This window comes from Kitasatospora sp. NPDC054939, from assembly GCF_053610105.1.
Window position 1 is genome coordinate 1 of the sequence record NZ_JBSGXP010000113.1, and the last position, 15379, is coordinate 15379.

A 15379-nucleotide genomic window follows, 5' to 3' on the forward strand; every position below is an offset into this window, starting at 1 on the left:
CGGCCCCCCCCCCCCCCCCCCCCAACAACTGGGGCCGGGGCGGGGGCGCCCCCCCCCCGGCGCCGCCCGGGGGGGGGGGCCGCGCCCCCCCCGCCCCCCCCCCCGCGACGGGCGCGACGGGCGCGACGGGCACGGCGGGCGTCCTGAAACAGCCCGCGCCGGCCCGCCGCCGCCCGCAGCAGCCCACGGTTGCCTGGCTGCGGACGCGGATGCCCGCAGCCGGGCACGGCCCACACCGCCCCTCCGCAGCCCACGCCGGCCCACCTCGGCTCTGCCGCCCCGCCGCCCCACCGACCCGCACCCGGTCAGCCGCCGCCCTCCGGTTTCCACCAGCACCCGCATTCCGGGTGCACGCGCAGCCGCAGGCGTCGCACCATGCCGTCCTCCGCGGAGACCTCGCACCAGCCGCCGAGGCTCGGCGGCTCGCCGCCGTCCAGGTACAGCTGGGCATGGAGGCCCGCGAGCCCGGCGACGGCGGTGGCCACGGCGGTGTCGCAGGCCGGTACGGGCGGGCGGCCGGGCCCCTCGTTGGCGATCTGGGTGAGCAGCCGCGGCCATGCCTCGTCCTCGTCCTCGCGGGCGAGCAGCAGGCACGTCCCGCACGCGGTGGCGCCGGGCACCACCAGCGGCCCGACCACGCCGGTGCGTTCGACGACGCCCGCGTAGAGGTGCGGTACCCCGGCGCGCATCAGCTGTTTGGACTCGTACGAGCCGCAGGCGTAGGCGCCGCTGCCGTCCCGGGCGGCCAGCACCACCAGGGCGGGGGACGCACGCGGGGGGCTTGCGCGGGCCCGGCGCGCCCCGGCGGCCCGCTGGACGGCCTCGCGGGCGGCGGTGGCGCGGAGCCGTCCGATGTCCGTGGGCGGCAGTCCGGCCGGGGCGCAGTCGGCGGCGGTGACCCGGCCGCCGTCCGCCACGACGACCCGGCCGGTGCCGCCGGCCGCGAGTACGGCGGCCACGGCGGTGCCGACCCGACCCGCCCCGCGGACCTCCACGACCGTCTCCGCCCGCCGGGCGAGCACGGCGGCGGCATCGCCGGGCCCGGGGTGCACCAGGGAGAGCGAGGCGAGGTCGGGCCCGAGCTGGTCGCGCAGCGGTGGCGGGAACCGGCCGAGGGCCGCGCCGACGGCCGTCGCGTCGTCCAGCAGCCCTTCCCGCTCCAGCGAATCGAGCAGGCCCTCGGCGGGTTCGCGGCCGAGGCCGAGCCGTTCGCCGGCGGCGACCAGATCGGGCCGGTCGTGGTGCCCGTCGAGCAGGTCGAGGAAGGCCCGGACGGCCTCGTCGGTCTGTCCCAGCCGGCGGGCGTGCCGGGGGAGGGTGCCGAGCTGCAGGGTCTCGGTGTCCCGCCAGCCGCGGGACAGGGCGGATTTCAGCACAGGGCGCACGGGAAGCGCACCTCCGATCGCTTTCGGACGGAACGACTGACCGCAGCATGCACCATCCCGGCCCGGTCGTGCGCAGAGTTATCCACAGCCCCAGACCAATGATCAGTTGATCCGTTCGCAGGCCCTGTGGATAACCCGACGTCCGACCGGAGGTCGCGTTCCGGACACCTGCCGTCACCCTTTCGTTCTCGATCACTCCACGAAAGATTTCGGCCACGACAGCGGACTTCTGTCAGGGGTTCCGGGTAACGTCGTGTGGCATGGCGGCCGAACGGGACTCCCATCCTTCGGCGTCGCGTCGGCATGCCCGTGCAGCGTCCGGGTCCCAGGTCGCGGCGCCGAACACGCGCGGGCGTCCGGACCAGCCCCCGGCGCAGAACCGGCCCCCGGCCCAGGCCGCCCACCCGGCGCAGGCCCCGCTCTCCCAGGCCGCCCCGCTCTCCCCGGCAGCCCCGCACGTCCCCGCCGCCCCGCACTCCCCGGCCGCCCACACCGCGGCGCCGGAGCCGAGCGCCGCGGCCCACCCCGACCACCCCCGCGTGGAGGTCCGCCGCAGCGCCCGCCGCAGCCGCACCGTCTCCGCCTACCGCGAGGGCGACCGCACGATCGTCCTGATCCCGGCCCGGATGTCGCTCGCCGAGGAGCAGCGCTGGGTGGCCCAGATGCTGGAGAAGCTGGCCGCCCAGGAGAGCCGCCGGATGCTCGGCGACGAGGCCCTGGAGGCGCGGGCGCGCGAGCTGTCCGCCGCCTACTTCGGCGGCCGGGCCCGCCCCGCGCAGGTCCGCTGGGTCACCAACCAGAACTCCCGGTGGGGTTCCTGCACCCCCAGCGAGCGCACCATCCGGCTCTCGCACCGGCTCCAGGGCATGCCGGAGTACGTCGTCGACTACGTGCTGCTGCACGAGCTGGCGCACCTGCTGGTGCCGGATCACGGCCCCGCCTTCTGGGCGCTGCTGGAGGCGTACCCGCGGACGGAGCGGGCGCGCGGCTACCTGGAGGGCGTGGTGTCGGCGGCCCGGCTGCCGCACGTCCCGGGCGCCCGCCACTCCTCCCCGGGTGCGGGCCACACCCCGGTGCCGGACCAGGGGCCGGCCGAGTCCTGCGCCTGAGCGCGCAGCCCGCAGCTCCTCCGCTCCTTCGCGCGCGAAGGCGGTCGCGCCCCGAGTCGCCCGGGTAACGGGACGGCAAGGGAACCGCGCCGACGCCTGCCCCGTCCGGATCTGGTGGGATAGGGTCGCGGGACCGCGCCGGTACGCATGGGGAGGGCAAGCTCAACGCCATGACCAGGGAACTCGCCAAGGCGTCGCGCGTGCGCATAGCCGAACTGACCACGGGCACCGACCTCTACCTCGGCGTCCACCTCGCCGCTCCCGGGCTGGTGTTCGACATCAGCTGCTTCGGTCTGGACGCCGACGAGCGGTTGAGCGACGACCGCTACTTCGTCTTCTTCAACCAGCCGGCCAGTCCCGAGGGTTCGGTGCGGCTGCTGGGTGCGCAGGCCGGTGACAGCGAGGCGTTCCGGGTGGTGCTGCCGCAGGTGCCGGAGGCGATCCACCGGCTCAGCCTGACCGCGACCATCGACGGTGCGGGGCAGATGTCCCAGGTCGCCTCGGGGTATGTGCGGATCGTCGCGGACGGGACCGAGGTCGGCCGGTACTCCTTCACCGGCGCGGAGTTCAGCACCGAGCGCGCGGTGATGCTGGCGGACCTCTACCGCCGCAACGGCGAGTGGCGCTTCACCCCGGTCGGCCAGGGCTTCGACGGCGGCCTGCGGGCGCTGCTGGAGAACTTCGGCGGCGAGGCCACGGAGGAGGACGAGCAGCCGGCGCAGGCCCCCGTGCCGGCTCCGGTCCCCGCGGCGGCCCCGCCCGTCCCGCAGCCCACCGTGCAGATCCCGGGCCAGCAGCCCTTCCCGCCGTCCACCGGGCAGACCCCGCAGCCCGCCGCAGCGGCGTACCCCCAACCGTCCGCCGCAGCGGCGCACCAGCAGCCGGGCGTGCGGATCTCGCTGGTCAAGTACGCCGAACTGCCCGAGCAGACCGGCTGGTCGCAGCAGAACGACCACCTCGTCCGCTACACCCTCACCAAGGGCCAGGACGTCCTCGCGCTGAACGGCAGCATGGTGGCCTACCAGGGCAGGGCCGACTTCGCGCACGAGAGCTCCGGCATGCTGCGCAAGCTGACCGCCAACCTCACCGGCCAGACGCTGAAGCTGATGCGGGTCTCCGGCGAGGGCCAGGTCTTCCTGGCGGACGAGGCGAGCCACCTCCACGTGGTCCGGCTGGAGGGCGACGCGATCTGCGTCAGCTCCGACCGGGTGCTGGCCTTCGACGCCGGGCTCGACCACGAGGTCCGCCGCATCGAGGGCGAGGGTCTGCCCAACGGGGGCTTCTTCACACTGCAGTTCAGCGGGCACGGCACGGTCGTGGTGAAGACCAACGGCATCCCGGTGGTGCTGCCGGTGACGCCGGCCCCGGAGACGTACGCGGACATCCACGCGCTGGTCGCCTGGTCGCGCGGGTCCCAGGTGATCACCACGGCGCCGGTGCGGATCCGGCGCTCGGCGTACGCGGGGCACGCGGCGGAGTCGTACAGCCTCCAGTTCCGCGGCGGGCCGGGCAACTTCATCGTGGTCCAGCCGTTCGAGGTCTGATCCCCACTCGCTGAACCCCCAGGGGAGCAGCCGAACCAGAGAGGAGGGCGCGATGGAGAGGCAGGCGCTCTCGGGCACGTACCTGGAGGGGTACGCGGCCACCCCGGCGACCGCGCGGATGAGCAACCACGGCGCCGCGATGTGCAAGGTCGCCGTGACCGGCGCGCAGGACGTGCTGGCCAAGCCGGGTGCGATGGTGGCCTACGACGGCTACCTGCAGTACGAGCCGGTCTCGCAGTCGCTGCGCCGGGCGCTCGGGGAGTGGGCGTCGGGCGAGCGCAGCCCGCTGCTGCGCTGGTACGGGGACGGCACGCTGTACCTGGCGGACTTCGGCGCGGACGTGCTCAACCTCCAGCTCGACAACGAGTCGCTGTCCGTCAACGGCAGCCATCTGCTGGCCCTGGACGCCTCCTTGGCGTGCACGGTGGAGAAGGTGAAGGGCCCGGTGCTGATGGCCGGGACGGGGCTGTTCAACGTCACGGTGAGCGGCAGCGGCTGGGTCTCGGTGACTTCGCGGGGCGTCCCGGTGGTCCTGGACTGCGCCGAGGCCGAGACCTACGTCGACCCGGACGCGCTGGTCGCCTGGACGACGGGGTTGGAGATCCGGACCCGGCGGACCATGAAGGTCGGCTCGCTGATCGGCCGGGGCAGCGGCGAGGCGATGCAACTGGGCTTCAAGGGCTCGGGTTTCGTCGTCGTGCAGCCCAGCGAGGACACCTCCGACCGACTCAAGATCCGCGGCTGAGACCCGCGTCCGACGCCCAGCGATCCCGCCTCCGAGGAGCAGCGAGCACCGTGCAGAGCCCCCTTCTCTCCCACACCGCCCTGACCGGCGACGAGCGCTTCGCCCTGCAGAACCCGCAGTTGCTGCGGGTGGCGCTGGACGGCCGGGCGGAGGTGCTGGCGCGCAGCGGTGCGATGGTCGCGCACACCGGCCGGGTGCAGTTCACCGGCTGGTCGCCGTCCGGCGGGCGGGGCCGCGGCAACCGGCAGAGCGGTCGGCCCGATGCGCTGGACCTGATGCGGTGCAGCGGCACCGGCACGGTGTACCTGGCCAACCTCGCCCAGCACCTGCACATCCTGGACCTGCAGCGCGAGCGGCTGACGGTGACCAGCAGCTACGTGCTGGCGATGGACACCGGCATCAGCTGGCAGGTGGTGAACATCGAGGGCGGCGAGCGGATCACCGGGGTCGGCACGTACAGCCTGGAGCTGTCCGGCAGCGGCACGCTGGTGGTGATGACTTCGGGCAAGCCGCTGGTGATGCCGGTGGAGCCGGGGCAGTACGTCTACGCGGACGCCGATGCGGTGGTGGGCTGGTCCTCGGCGCTGGAGGTGCAGTTGCAGGCGCAGAGCACCAACACGGAGGCGTGGCGGCGGCGCGGGACGGCCACCGAGGGCTGGGAGCTGGCGTTCACCGGCCGGGGCTTCGTGGTCGTGCAGCCGAGCGAACTGCTGCCGCCCCAGCGCGTCCCGCTCCGCTGACCGCCGGCGTCCGACGGCGGGCGGACGGCTGCCGACCGCCGGCACCCGACCGCCGACTTCCGCTGACCATCGACGGCCCGCCGACCGCCGCCGCGAGGGGGCCCGAGCGGGCCCCCTCGGCGGGCGTCAGGCCGTGAGCTCCCGGGCGCGCGCGACCAGGTCGCGCACCGAGTGGTCGGTGAGCTCGGGCAGCCGGTCGTAGTCGAACCAGCGCAGGTCCAGCGACTCCTCGCTGATCAGTGCCTGCGCGCCGGGCGGGGCGACCGCGACGTACTGGACGTCGAGGTGGGTGTTCTCCGGCCGGTCCTTGCCGGCGCAGCGCACCAGGTGCCGGTCGAGCTTGGCGGGCGCCGGCGCGCCGTCGGCCGTGAGCAGGACGAGGTCGGGGATGCCGGACTCCTCGGTGGCCTCGCGCAGGGCGGCGGAGGCGAGGTCGGCGTCGCCGGGTTCGCAGTGGCCGCCCATCTGCAGCCACATCCCGACCTTGGGGTGCAGGGTGAGGAGCACCCGCTGCCCGGCCGGGTCGACCACGACCGCGCTGGCGGTGATGTGGGCGGGCAGGCACGAGCGGTAGAGGCCGTCGGGCTGCTCGGCGAGGTGGGCGAGGTAGTCGCGGCGCAGCGCGTCCTGCTCCGGGTCGCCGGGCTGCCAGCCGCTGAGGGCGCGGACGGCGTCGGCGTGCAGCGCGGGCGATCCGGCGGTGTCGGTGGTCGTCATGCGGTGGGCTCGCCCTTTCCGCCGTCCTTGCCGTCCTCGTCGCGGTCGGTGCCGGGCCCGTCGCCGCTCTTCCCGCGGACGTCGCCGCCCTTCCCCGGCAGGTCGCCGGCCGCGGCCTCGCCGAGGAGCTTGTCGATGGCGGCGAAGTCGAGGCCGCCTTCGAGGCCGGTGGTGTCGCGGTGGACGAAGGCGTCCGGGTCGTCGAGGTCGGCGGCGGTGGGGAGCATGTCGGGGTGCTCCCAGAGGGCGTCGCGGCCCTCGACGCCGCGGGCGTCGGCGAGCAGGGCCCAGAGCCGGGAGGCGTCGCGCAGTCGGCGGGGGCGCAGTTCGAGGCCGACCAGGGTGGCGAAGGTCTGCTCGGCGGGGCCACCGGCGGCGCGGCGGCGGCGGACGGTCTCGCGCAGGGCGCCGGCCTGCGGCAGGTGGGGTTCGGCGGCGGCGTGGACGACGGCGTCGACCCAGCCCTCGACGAGGGCGAGCGCGGTCTCCAGGCGGGCCAGGGCGGCCTTCTGCTCGGGGGTGTCCTCGGGCTGGAGGAGGCCGCCGGCGAGGGCCTCCTGGAGGGCCTCGGGGTTCGACGGGTCGAGGCGGCCGGCGAGTTCCTCCATGCGGGAGGTGTCGACCTTGATGCCGCGGGCGTAGGCCTCGACGGCGCCGAACAGGTGGGCGCGCAGCCACGGCACGTGCGCGAAGAGGCGCTGGTGGGCGGCCTCGCGCAGGGCGAGGTAGAGCCGGACCTCGTCGGCGGGGACGCTCAGGCCGTCGCCGAACTCGGCGATGTTCTGCGGGAGCAGGGCGGCCTTGCCGGCGGGGGCGAGCGGCAGGCCGACGTCGGTGGAGCCGAGCACCTCGGCGGCGAGGGCGCCGAGCGCCTGGCCGATCTGGGTGCCGAACATGGCGCCGCCCATGGAGCGCATCATGCCCATCAGCGGGCCGGCCATGGCCTGCATCTCCTCGGGCAGGACGCCGCCCATGGCGGTGCCGACGCGCTCGGCGACCGGGTCGACGAGGTCCTTCCAGACCGGGAGGGTGGCCTCGATCCACTCGGCGCGGCTCCAGGCGACGGCGGTGCCGGCTCCGGAGGGGAACTCGGTGGAGCCGTCGAGCCAGAGGTCGGCGAGGCGGACGGCCTCGGCGACGGCGGTGCGCTCGGAGGCGCTGACCGAGCGGTCCTTGCTCTTGCCCTCGGCGGGTTCGGCGACGACGGTCTGGCGGGCGATGTTGTTGGCGAGCTCCCAGTTCACCGGGCCGCCCTCGAAGGAGAGCATCTGGCCGAGCTGCTGGAAGGCGGCGCCGAGGTCGTTGGGGTTGAGCCCGCCGAACAGCGCGCCGAAGGGGTTGTCGGCGCCGGGGCCGCCGGGCGCGCCGGGGCCGCCGGGCATCCCCATGCCGAAGAGGGCGCCGAAGGGGTTGCCGGCGAAGCCGAAGGGCACCTGGCCGCCGTCCTGCGGGGAGCCGCTCTGCTCGCCCTTCTTCTTCTCGTCGCCGGGCTTGGCCTTGCCGTCCTCGGGCTCCTCGGGCGGAACGCCGAATCCGAAGGGAAGGTCGCTCACGGGGTCCTCGATCCGGTCGGCCGTCTTGCGGGTGGGTGGTTCACAGCGGTGGCCCGGGGCGTTCGGCGGAGCGGGGGACTCGCAGCCGGGGGCGGCTCCCGCGCGGCAGGCCCGCGCCGGGTGCACCGCCGGGCCTCCGCCTCGGGCAGGATGGACGTACGTGACACACGTACGTACGCACATAAGCTAACCGTGGAGGATGGCCGGTGAGTTCCCCGCCTTCGGACGTTCGCTCTGGGCTGACCGGAGGTGAGGACGACCCGGACACCACGGCGTCGCCGTCTCCAGCCTACGGCGGACGGCCGCTGACCGTGGCCGTCACCGGCGCCGCCGGCGTGCTCGGCGAGCGCGTCGCGACGCGTCTGGTGTCCTCGCCGGGTGTGAGGAAGGTGCTGGCGGTGGACGACCGGCGCGGTGACGTGCCGGGCGTCCAGTGGCGGATCCTGGACGTGCGCGACCCCGCGGTGGCCGAGCGGCTGGCCGGCGTGGACGTGGTCGTCCACCTGGCGATGGACCTCGGCATGGAGTCCGACCCGCGCGCCCGCTCCGCCTACAACGTGCGCGGCGCGCAGACCGTGCTGACCGCCGCGGCGGCCGCCGGGGTGCACCGGGTGGTGCTCTGCACGTCCGCGATGGTCTACGGGGCGCTGGCCGACAACGAGGTGCCGCTGGCGGAGGACTCGGAGCTGCGGGCCACCGAGGAGGCGTCGCTGGTCGGGGACCTCCTGGAGATCGAGCGGCTGGCGCGCCGGGCGCCGCGGGCCCATCCGGGGCTGCAGGTGACGGTGCTGCGGCCGGCGGTGGTGGTCGGCCCGGGCGTCGACACCGTGCTGACCCGCCACTTCGAGGCGCCCCGGCTGCTGGTGGTGGCGGGCTCCCGGCCGTGCTGGCAGTTCTGCCACGTGGACGACCTGGCGACGGCGCTGGAGTACGCGGCGCTGGGGCTGGTCGAGGGCGAGGTGACGGTCGGCTGCGACGGCTGGCTGGAGCAGGAGGACGTCGAGCGGCTGTCCGGGATCCGGCGGATGGAGCTGCCGGCGGCGCTGGCCCTGGGGACGGCGGCCCGGCTGCACCGGCTGGGGCTGACCCCGGCGCCGGCGGGTGACCTGGCCTACACGATGTACCCGTGGGTGGTGTCGGGCAGCCGGCTGCACGAGGCGGGCTGGCGTCCGGCGTACAGCAACGAGGAGGTGCTGGCGGAGCTGCTGGCGCAGGTGTCGGGCAAGCACGCGGTGGCGGGCCGGCGGCTGGGCGGCAAGGAGGCGGCGACCAGCCTGGGCGCGGCGGGTGCGACGGTGGCGCTGGTCGGTACGGCGGCGCTGGTGCGGCGGGCCCGCAAGCGGCGGCGCTTCTGAGTGGAGCGGTGCTTCCGAGCGGAAGCAGTGGTTCCGGGCGGGGCGGGCAGGGCTGCCGGGCTGCGGCTTCTCACGATGCGAAATTTCGCAATCGTGATACGGAAGCCCCTTGCCCGGGGCCACCCGCGGTGAGCCATCATGGGGGCATGTCCGAGAACCACGACCCCATCCGCCTGCTCGCCATCCGCGACACCCCGCTCTCGCTCGACGAGGTGTACGAGGCGGTCGGCGACGACGCGGCCGGCGGGACGACCGTCTTCGTCGGGACGGTCCGTGACCACGACGGCGGGAAGTCCGTCACCGCGCTGGAGTACAGCTGCCACCCGACGGCCGAGCAGGAGATGCGCCGGATCGCCGAGAAGGTCGTCGCCGACTTCCCGGTCCGGGCGCTCGCCGCGGTGCACCGGGTGGGACGGCTGGAGATCACCGACAAGGCGGTGATCGTCGCGGTCTCCTGCGCCCACCGCGGTGAGGCGTTCGCGGCGGCCCGCCGGCTGATCGACGACCTGAAGCACGAGGTGCCGATCTGGAAGCACCAGGTGTTCTCCGACGGCGAGGAGGAGTGGGTCGGGGCCGGCAGCTGCTGACCGGATCCACCCGTTCCGCGGCGGAGCGCCGTCCCGCCGCGGGGCAAGCCCGTCCCGCCGCGGGACACGCCCGCCCCGGCGCCGGCACGCCGTCCCGCCGCGGGACACGCAGGCACGCCGGGCTCTCACCCGAACGGGTGTGGGCCGGTGGGCCGGATACTCCCTGGCAGTGAGCCGATCGGACGTCCCGTAACCCGGACGGCGCCATCCACGTTGTTCGCCCAGGTGGTTAATCTGCTCATAGACACGACGAGCTGGGAGTACTGAGATGGCTGCGCTCGCCTGGTTGATCATTCCTGTCATCGCCGCGCTGTTCGCCACCGTCTGGGCGGGGTGGGCCCAGCGCAAGCCGCGGGCCACCGGTGACCCGGCCTCGCTCGCCGAGCACCGCCGCTTCACCGCCGCCCTGGAACGCACCACCTCCGCCGGCGACCCGGCCGACCGGCGCAGCCGGTAGGCCGGGGGGCACGGCCCGGGCCCCGTCCCGTACTGTCGAGGCATGCCACGCCGCTCTGCGACGATGCTCGCCGCCACCCTGCTGCTCATAGCGCTGCTCTGCGCGTCGGTGCTGATGAAGGTGCCGTACACGGAGATGAGTCCGGGGCCGACGTACAACACGCTCGGTGTGCAGGAGAAGACGGGCAAGCCGGTGATCACCGTCACCGGGCGCGAGTCGTACCCGACCAGCGGGCACCTCAACATGACCACCGTCCAGGTCACCGGGGCCAAGTACGAGCCCAGCCTGGTCTCGGCGGTGGTGGGCTGGCTGCGCGACGACGTCCTGGTGGTCCCGCACGAGAACGTCTACCCGAAGGGCCAGACGGACGAGCAGGCCAAGAAGCAGAACGCCGAGGAGTTCGCCTCCTCCGAGGACAGCGCGCGGACGGCGGCGCTCACCCAGCTCGGCATCCCGGTCGGCAACGAGCTGATCGTGCGGGCCGTGGTGGCCGGCAGCCCGGCCGAGGGCCGGCTGCACGCCGGGGACCGCATCGCGGCGGTGGACGGCACCCCGGTCACCACCCCGGCGGACGTGGCGAAGGCGGTCTCCCAGCACAAGCCGGGCGAGCAGGTGGTCTTCACCGTCGTGCCGCGGGTGCCCGAGGCCAAGGAGGGCGCCGCCGAACCGGCCGCGGGCGCCGACCCGGCGGCCCGCACCGACGTCACCCTCACCACGCGCAAGTCCGACGAGGGCGACAACGCGGTGGTCGGCATCGTCGCCTCGATCCGGCACACCTACCCGTTCCAGATCGACATCGGCCTGCAGGACGTCGGCGGGCCGAGCGCCGGGCTGATGTTCTCGCTCGGCATCATCGACAAGCTGACGCCCGACGACCTCACCGGAGGCCGGTTCGTGGCCGGGACCGGCACCATCACCGACGACGGCAAGGTCGGCCCGATCGGCGGGATCTCGATGAAGCTGATCGCCGCCCGCGAGGCCGGCGCGGAGTACTTCTTCACCCCGGCCGCCAACTGCGACGAGGCCGGCAAGAACATCCCGGACGGGCTGACCCTGATCAAGGCCGAGACCCTGGCCGGCGCGCTCGGCGCGATGGAGCAGGTCCGCGCGGGGAACACCACCGCCCTGCCGTCCTGCACCAAGTAGTCCTCCGGACCGCCACCGCCGTACGCGCCTCACCGCCGTACGCGCGCCCTCCGGGCAGCACGGGGCCCGGCCACCGGGGGAGCGCCCCCGGCGGCCGGGCCCCGTCGGCTACTTGAAGGTCGCCAGCAGCGCCGCGGTCAGCCCCGGCACCAGGTCCGGGCCGGTCAGCACCTCGCGGGCGACGTCCTTCTCGCGCAGCCGCAGCGCGATCTCCTTCTTGCCGTTGCGCAGCACGGCGGCCGTGATCCGGACCTCCTGGCGCTTGGGCTGGTTGGCCGCCCACTCGGCGAGCTGGGCGTCGGTGGCGTTGCGCGGGCGGGTGGCCTCGGCGTCCGGCGGCAGCATCAGGCGCTCGACGACCAGCGCGCAGCCGGCCACCGCGTCGGGCCAGGCGATGGTGCCGAGGAACTTGTCCAGCGGCGTGCCGGCCGGGATCTCGTCCTGCTCGACGGGGGTCAGGCCGGCCTCGTCGGAGTCGGACAGGCCGAGCTGCTCGGCGATCCGGGGGTCGGCCCGGCGCAGTTGGGCGCTGTCCACCAGGGCGAACAGCCGGGCCGGGAGGTCCCAGCCGAGGGTGGCGACGTACTCGTCGATCTCCAGGGCGGCCCGGGTCAGCGGGGTCGCGGCCGGGAGCTTGGAGACGTCGTCGGGGGTGTTGGATCCATCGGACATGCCTCAATCCTCACACGCCCCGGCCTCCCCGGGGGTCGTGCGGGGCCCCGGGGGTCCCGGGTAACCGCTTGCTAACGGTGGGAACTCGGCAAAAGCCTGGTTAAGTTGCTCTGACGACCGCCCCATTCGAGACGACACACAGCCGAGGTGCCACCGTGGTCTTCCAGATGCCGGAACGCTCAGGGCCGGGTTTCCGGCGCAGAGTAGGCCCGCCCTCCCGCAGGACGCGGGTGCTGCTGCTGACCCTGGGCGTACTCGCGGTGCTGTTCCTGCTGTTCGTCATGTTCGCCGGTTTCTGGACGGACTGGCTCTGGTTCAAGTCCGTCCACTACTCCTCGGTGTTCACCACCCAGTTGTGGACGAAGGTCGGGCTGTTCGCGGTCTTCGGACTGCTGATGGCGCTGTTCGTCGGCTTCAACGTCTGGCTGGCGCACCGGCTGCGGCCGCCGCTGTCGGCGATGTCGGTGGAGCAGCAGAGCCTGGACCGCTACCGGGCCGGCCTGGCGCCGTTCAAGCGCTGGGCGCTGATCGGGGTCTCGCTGGTGATCGGCCTGGTGGCCGGTGCGGCGGCCTCGGGCCAGTGGCGGACCTGGCTGCTGTGGACCAACGGCACGTCGTTCGGCGTCAAGGACCCGCAGTTCAACCTGGACGTCTCCTTCTACGCGTTCGAGCTGCCGTTCTACGAGTTCCTGCTCGGCTTCGCGTTCAGCGCGGTGATCGTCGCGCTGCTCGCCTCGGTGCTGGTGCACTACCTGTACGGCGGGCTGCGGCTGCAGGGCCCGGGCCGCCGGGCGAGCATCGGCGCGCAGGGCCACCTGGCCGTGCTGCTGGGCGTGTTCGTGCTGCTGAAGGCGGTCGCGTACTGGCTGGACCGGTACGCGCTGGCGGTGAAGACCGGTGCGTACCGGGAGGTCTCCGGCTGGACCGGGCTGCGGTACGTGGACGCCAACGCGTTCCTGCCGGCCAAGACCATCCTGTTCTTCGTCGCGATCATCTGCGCGGTGCTGTTCTTCCTGACCCCGATCCGCCGCACCTGGGCGCCCGCCCTGATCGGCCTCGGGCTGATGGTGCTGTCGGCGGTGCTGATCGGCGGGCTGTACCCGGCGATCGTGCAGCAGTTCCAGGTCAAGCCGAACGAGCAGGCCAAGGAGACGCCGTACATCCAGAAGAACATCGACGCGACGCGTCAGGCGTACGGGATCTCGGAGAGCCAGACGACGCCGTACACCCCGCAGGGGTCGACCACGGCCGAGGCGATGAAGCCGGACGCGCAGACCATCGCGGACATCCGCCTGCTGGACCCGAACGTGGTCTCGCCGACCTTCCAGTCGATCGAGCAGCAGCGCTCGTACTACGCCTTCCCGTCCACCCTGGACGTGGACCGCTACGGCAAGGGCGGCTCCGCGCAGGACACCGTGATCGGCCTGCGCGAGCTGGACCTCAACGGCGTGCAGCGCAACTGGATCAACGACCACTTCAAGTACACCCACGGCTACGGCGCGGTGGTGGCCAAGGGCAACCAGGTCAACGACAAGGGCCAGCCGGTCTTCACCGAGTCCGGGCTGCCGGCCACCGGCAACCTGGGCGACTACCAGCAGCGGATCTACTACGGCGAGAAGACCACGACGTACTCGATCGTCGGCGGCTCGAACCAGGAGATCGACTACACCACCGACTCCGGCGAGAACAAGGTGTACACGTACACCGGCGGCAGCGGCGTCTCGCTGGACAACCCGATCACCCGCGCCGCGTACGCGGTGAAGTTCGCCGAGCCGCAGATCCTGTACGCGGGGGCGATCAGCGACGGCGCCAAGGTCATCTACGACCGGACGCCCAAGGAGCGGGTGGAGAAGGTCGCGCCATGGCTGTCGATCGACGCCGACCCGTACCCGGTGGTCGAGAACGGCCGCGTGGTCTGGGTGCTGGACGGCTACACCACCTCGGACGGCTACCCGTTCTCGTCCAAGACGACGCTGGGCACCGCCACCAAGGACTCGCTGACCAACCAGCGCGGTGAGCTGCTGACCGTCGCCAACCAGGTCAACTACATCCGCAACTCGGTCAAGGCCACCGTGGACGCGTACACCGGCGAGGTGACGCTCTACCAGTGGGACGAGGCCGACCCGGTGCTGAAGACCTGGATGAAGGCGTTCCCCGGCAGCGTCAAGGCCAAGGCCGACATCCCGAGCACCCTGATGCCGCACCTGCGCTACCCGCAGGACCTCTTCAAGGTGCAGCGCGACCTGCTCGGCCAGTACCACGTGACGGACGCCAACTCGTTCTTCAACGGCAGCGACATCTGGCAGGTCCCGGTGGACCCGACCAGCGACACCAAGCAGCTCCAGCCGCCGTACTACCTGACGGTGCGGATGCCCGACCCGGCGGTCACCTCCGCGGGCTTCTCGCTCACCACGACCTTCGTGCCCAGGGGGCGGGACAACCTGGCGGCCTTCATGGCGGTCAACGCCGACCCGGGGCCGGACTACGGGAAGATCCGCATCCTCAAGGTGCCGGGCGACAGCAAGACGCTCGGCCCCAACCTGGTGCAGTCGCAGTTCAACTCGCGGCAGGAGGTCGCCCAGCAGATCACCCTGCTGAAGAGCGGCGGCGACTCCGAGCTGGAGTACGGCAACCTGCTGACCCTGCCGGTCGGCGGCGGGCTGCTCAACGTCGAGCCCGTGTACGTGCGGGGCCGCGGCGCCAAGTACCCGACGCTGCAGAAGGTCCTCGCGGTCTACGGCAACGACAACGTGGCGTTCGAGAACACCCTGGAGGAGGCGCTGAAGAAGGTCTTCGCCGGGGCGGCCCCCGCCACGACGCCGACCGCGCCCACCACGCCGACCACGCCGACGACGCCCACGACCCCGACCACGCCCACCCCGACGGCGCCCACGACCCCGACGACGCCCGTGCCGGGCGCCACGGTCTCGCCCGAGCTGCAGAAGGCGATCGCGGACGTGCTGAAGGCCCAGCTCGACGTGGACAACGCGGCCAAGGCCGGGGACTGGGTGGCCCTCGGGCAGGCGCAGAAGGCGCAGAGCGAGGCGGCCAAGGCGCTGGCCGCGGCCCAGCAGAAGTCCGGTCTCGCCCCGTCCACGGCGCCCACGGCTCCGGCCACGCCGACCGGCTCGCCGACCGCGAGCCCCTGAGCTGCGACAACCGATTTCTGATCCGCCCCGCGGAGGTGCTATGGTTGGTTCACCGACGCGGGGTGGAGCAGCTCGGTAGCTCGCTGGGCTCATAACCCAGAGGTCGCAGGTTCAAATCCTGTCCCCGCTACTCAGTGGCCAGAGGCCCGGAGGATTCGTCCTCCGGGCCTCTGGCGTTTCCCGGACACGGCCCGTTCCCCCCGCCGTCGGTCGCCGTCCC

The 15379-nt window shown here is 73.4% G+C and carries 13 protein-coding genes and 1 tRNA gene; 10 read left to right on the forward strand and 4 right to left on the reverse strand.

The genetic code is table 11. The annotated features are described in order from the left end of the window. Positions 1-305: 305 nt before the first annotated feature. On the reverse strand, positions 306-1385 hold the full coding sequence (locus ACWGB8_RS27070) for a ThiF family adenylyltransferase (protein WP_452216216.1): 1080 nt from the start codon (positions 1383-1385) through the stop codon (positions 306-308). 539 nt (positions 1386-1924) lie between these two features. On the opposite strand from ACWGB8_RS27070, the gene ACWGB8_RS27075 reads away from it, so the two are divergent. The 4 genes from ACWGB8_RS27075 to ACWGB8_RS27090 all read left to right on the forward strand — a co-directional run bounded on the left by ACWGB8_RS27075 (position 1925) and on the right by ACWGB8_RS27090 (position 5523). Then, positions 1925-2494 carry a M48 metallopeptidase family protein gene (locus ACWGB8_RS27075; protein WP_452216238.1) on the forward strand — a complete coding sequence of 190 codons (570 nt, stop codon included), beginning with the start codon at positions 1925-1927 and terminating at the stop codon, positions 2492-2494. Between the two features lie 170 nt (positions 2495-2664). Further along, the gene (locus ACWGB8_RS27080; protein ID WP_452216217.1) at positions 2665-4038 is read left to right on the forward strand and encodes a TerD family protein; all 1374 of its coding nucleotides are present in this window, start codon (positions 2665-2667) and stop codon (positions 4036-4038) included. 52 nt (positions 4039-4090) lie between these two features. Further along, a complete protein-coding gene (locus ACWGB8_RS27085) occupies positions 4091-4783 on the forward strand; it encodes an AIM24 family protein (RefSeq protein WP_452216218.1) in 693 nt (230 codons plus the stop codon). Between the two features lie 50 nt (positions 4784-4833). After that, the gene (locus ACWGB8_RS27090) at positions 4834-5523 is read left to right on the forward strand and encodes an AIM24 family protein (RefSeq protein WP_452216219.1); all 690 of its coding nucleotides are present in this window, start codon (positions 4834-4836) and stop codon (positions 5521-5523) included. 126 nt (positions 5524-5649) lie between these two features. Here the strand turns inward: ACWGB8_RS27090 and ACWGB8_RS27095 are convergent, their stop codons facing one another. Both ACWGB8_RS27095 and ACWGB8_RS27100 read right to left on the reverse strand, forming a co-directional pair. Next, positions 5650-6240, reverse strand: coding sequence for an NUDIX hydrolase (locus tag ACWGB8_RS27095; RefSeq protein WP_452216220.1), 591 nt, complete (start codon positions 6238-6240; stop codon positions 5650-5652). Next, positions 6237-7793, reverse strand: coding sequence for a zinc-dependent metalloprotease (locus ACWGB8_RS27100; protein WP_452216221.1), 1557 nt, complete (start codon positions 7791-7793; stop codon positions 6237-6239). The genes ACWGB8_RS27095 and ACWGB8_RS27100 overlap by 4 nt, the downstream gene beginning before the upstream one ends. A gap of 206 nt (positions 7794-7999) precedes the next feature. Here ACWGB8_RS27100 and ACWGB8_RS27105 point away from each other — a divergent pair, with 206 nt between their 5' ends. From ACWGB8_RS27105 to ACWGB8_RS27120, 4 genes are all read left to right on the forward strand, one after another. Beyond that, positions 8000-9148: an SDR family oxidoreductase gene (locus ACWGB8_RS27105; RefSeq protein WP_452216222.1), complete on the forward strand. Its 1149-nt coding sequence runs from the start codon at positions 8000-8002 to the stop codon at positions 9146-9148. A gap of 146 nt (positions 9149-9294) precedes the next feature. Beyond that, on the forward strand, positions 9295-9735 hold the full coding sequence (locus ACWGB8_RS27110) for a molybdenum cofactor biosynthesis protein MoaE (protein ID WP_452216223.1): 441 nt from the start codon (positions 9295-9297) through the stop codon (positions 9733-9735). Positions 9736-10003: 268 nt separating this feature from the next. Then, the gene (locus ACWGB8_RS27115) at positions 10004-10192 is read left to right on the forward strand and encodes a hypothetical protein (RefSeq protein WP_452216224.1); all 189 of its coding nucleotides are present in this window, start codon (positions 10004-10006) and stop codon (positions 10190-10192) included. A 42-nt stretch (positions 10193-10234) separates the two neighbouring features. Further along, the gene (locus tag ACWGB8_RS27120) at positions 10235-11338 is read left to right on the forward strand and encodes a YlbL family protein (protein WP_452216225.1); all 1104 of its coding nucleotides are present in this window, start codon (positions 10235-10237) and stop codon (positions 11336-11338) included. A gap of 108 nt (positions 11339-11446) precedes the next feature. Here ACWGB8_RS27120 and ACWGB8_RS27125 read toward each other — a convergent pair whose 3' ends face one another. Next, the gene (locus ACWGB8_RS27125) at positions 11447-12010 is read right to left on the reverse strand and encodes a PPA1309 family protein (protein ID WP_452216226.1); all 564 of its coding nucleotides are present in this window, start codon (positions 12008-12010) and stop codon (positions 11447-11449) included. A 167-nt stretch (positions 12011-12177) separates the two neighbouring features. Between ACWGB8_RS27125 and ACWGB8_RS27130 the strand changes: the two genes are divergently transcribed. Together ACWGB8_RS27130 and ACWGB8_RS27135 are read left to right on the forward strand one after the other, a co-directional pair. Further along, a complete protein-coding gene (locus tag ACWGB8_RS27130) occupies positions 12178-15159 on the forward strand; it encodes a UPF0182 family membrane protein (RefSeq protein ID WP_452216239.1) in 2982 nt (993 codons plus the stop codon). 56 nt (positions 15160-15215) lie between these two features. After that, positions 15216-15289: transfer RNA gene (locus ACWGB8_RS27135), tRNA-Met, on the forward strand. Positions 15290-15379: the final 90 nt, after the last annotated feature.

What these genes read in the sequence shown, in the direction of transcription:
- ACWGB8_RS27110 (WP_452216223.1), top strand. Translation starts at nt 9,295, where the DNA reads ATGTCCGAGAACCACGACCCCATCCGCCTGCTCGCCATCCGCGACACC.
- ACWGB8_RS27125 (WP_452216226.1), bottom strand. Translation starts at nt 12,010, where the DNA reads ATGTCCGATGGATCCAACACCCCCGACGACGTCTCCAAGCTCCCGGCC.
- ACWGB8_RS27115 (WP_452216224.1), top strand. Translation starts at nt 10,004, where the DNA reads ATGGCTGCGCTCGCCTGGTTGATCATTCCTGTCATCGCCGCGCTGTTC.
- ACWGB8_RS27095 (WP_452216220.1), bottom strand. Translation starts at nt 6,240, where the DNA reads ATGACGACCACCGACACCGCCGGATCGCCCGCGCTGCACGCCGACGCC.
- ACWGB8_RS27085 (WP_452216218.1), top strand. Translation starts at nt 4,091, where the DNA reads ATGGAGAGGCAGGCGCTCTCGGGCACGTACCTGGAGGGGTACGCGGCC.
- ACWGB8_RS27080 (WP_452216217.1), top strand. Translation starts at nt 2,665, where the DNA reads ATGACCAGGGAACTCGCCAAGGCGTCGCGCGTGCGCATAGCCGAACTG.
- ACWGB8_RS27130 (WP_452216239.1), top strand. Translation starts at nt 12,178, where the DNA reads ATGCCGGAACGCTCAGGGCCGGGTTTCCGGCGCAGAGTAGGCCCGCCC.
- ACWGB8_RS27120 (WP_452216225.1), top strand. Translation starts at nt 10,235, where the DNA reads ATGCCACGCCGCTCTGCGACGATGCTCGCCGCCACCCTGCTGCTCATA.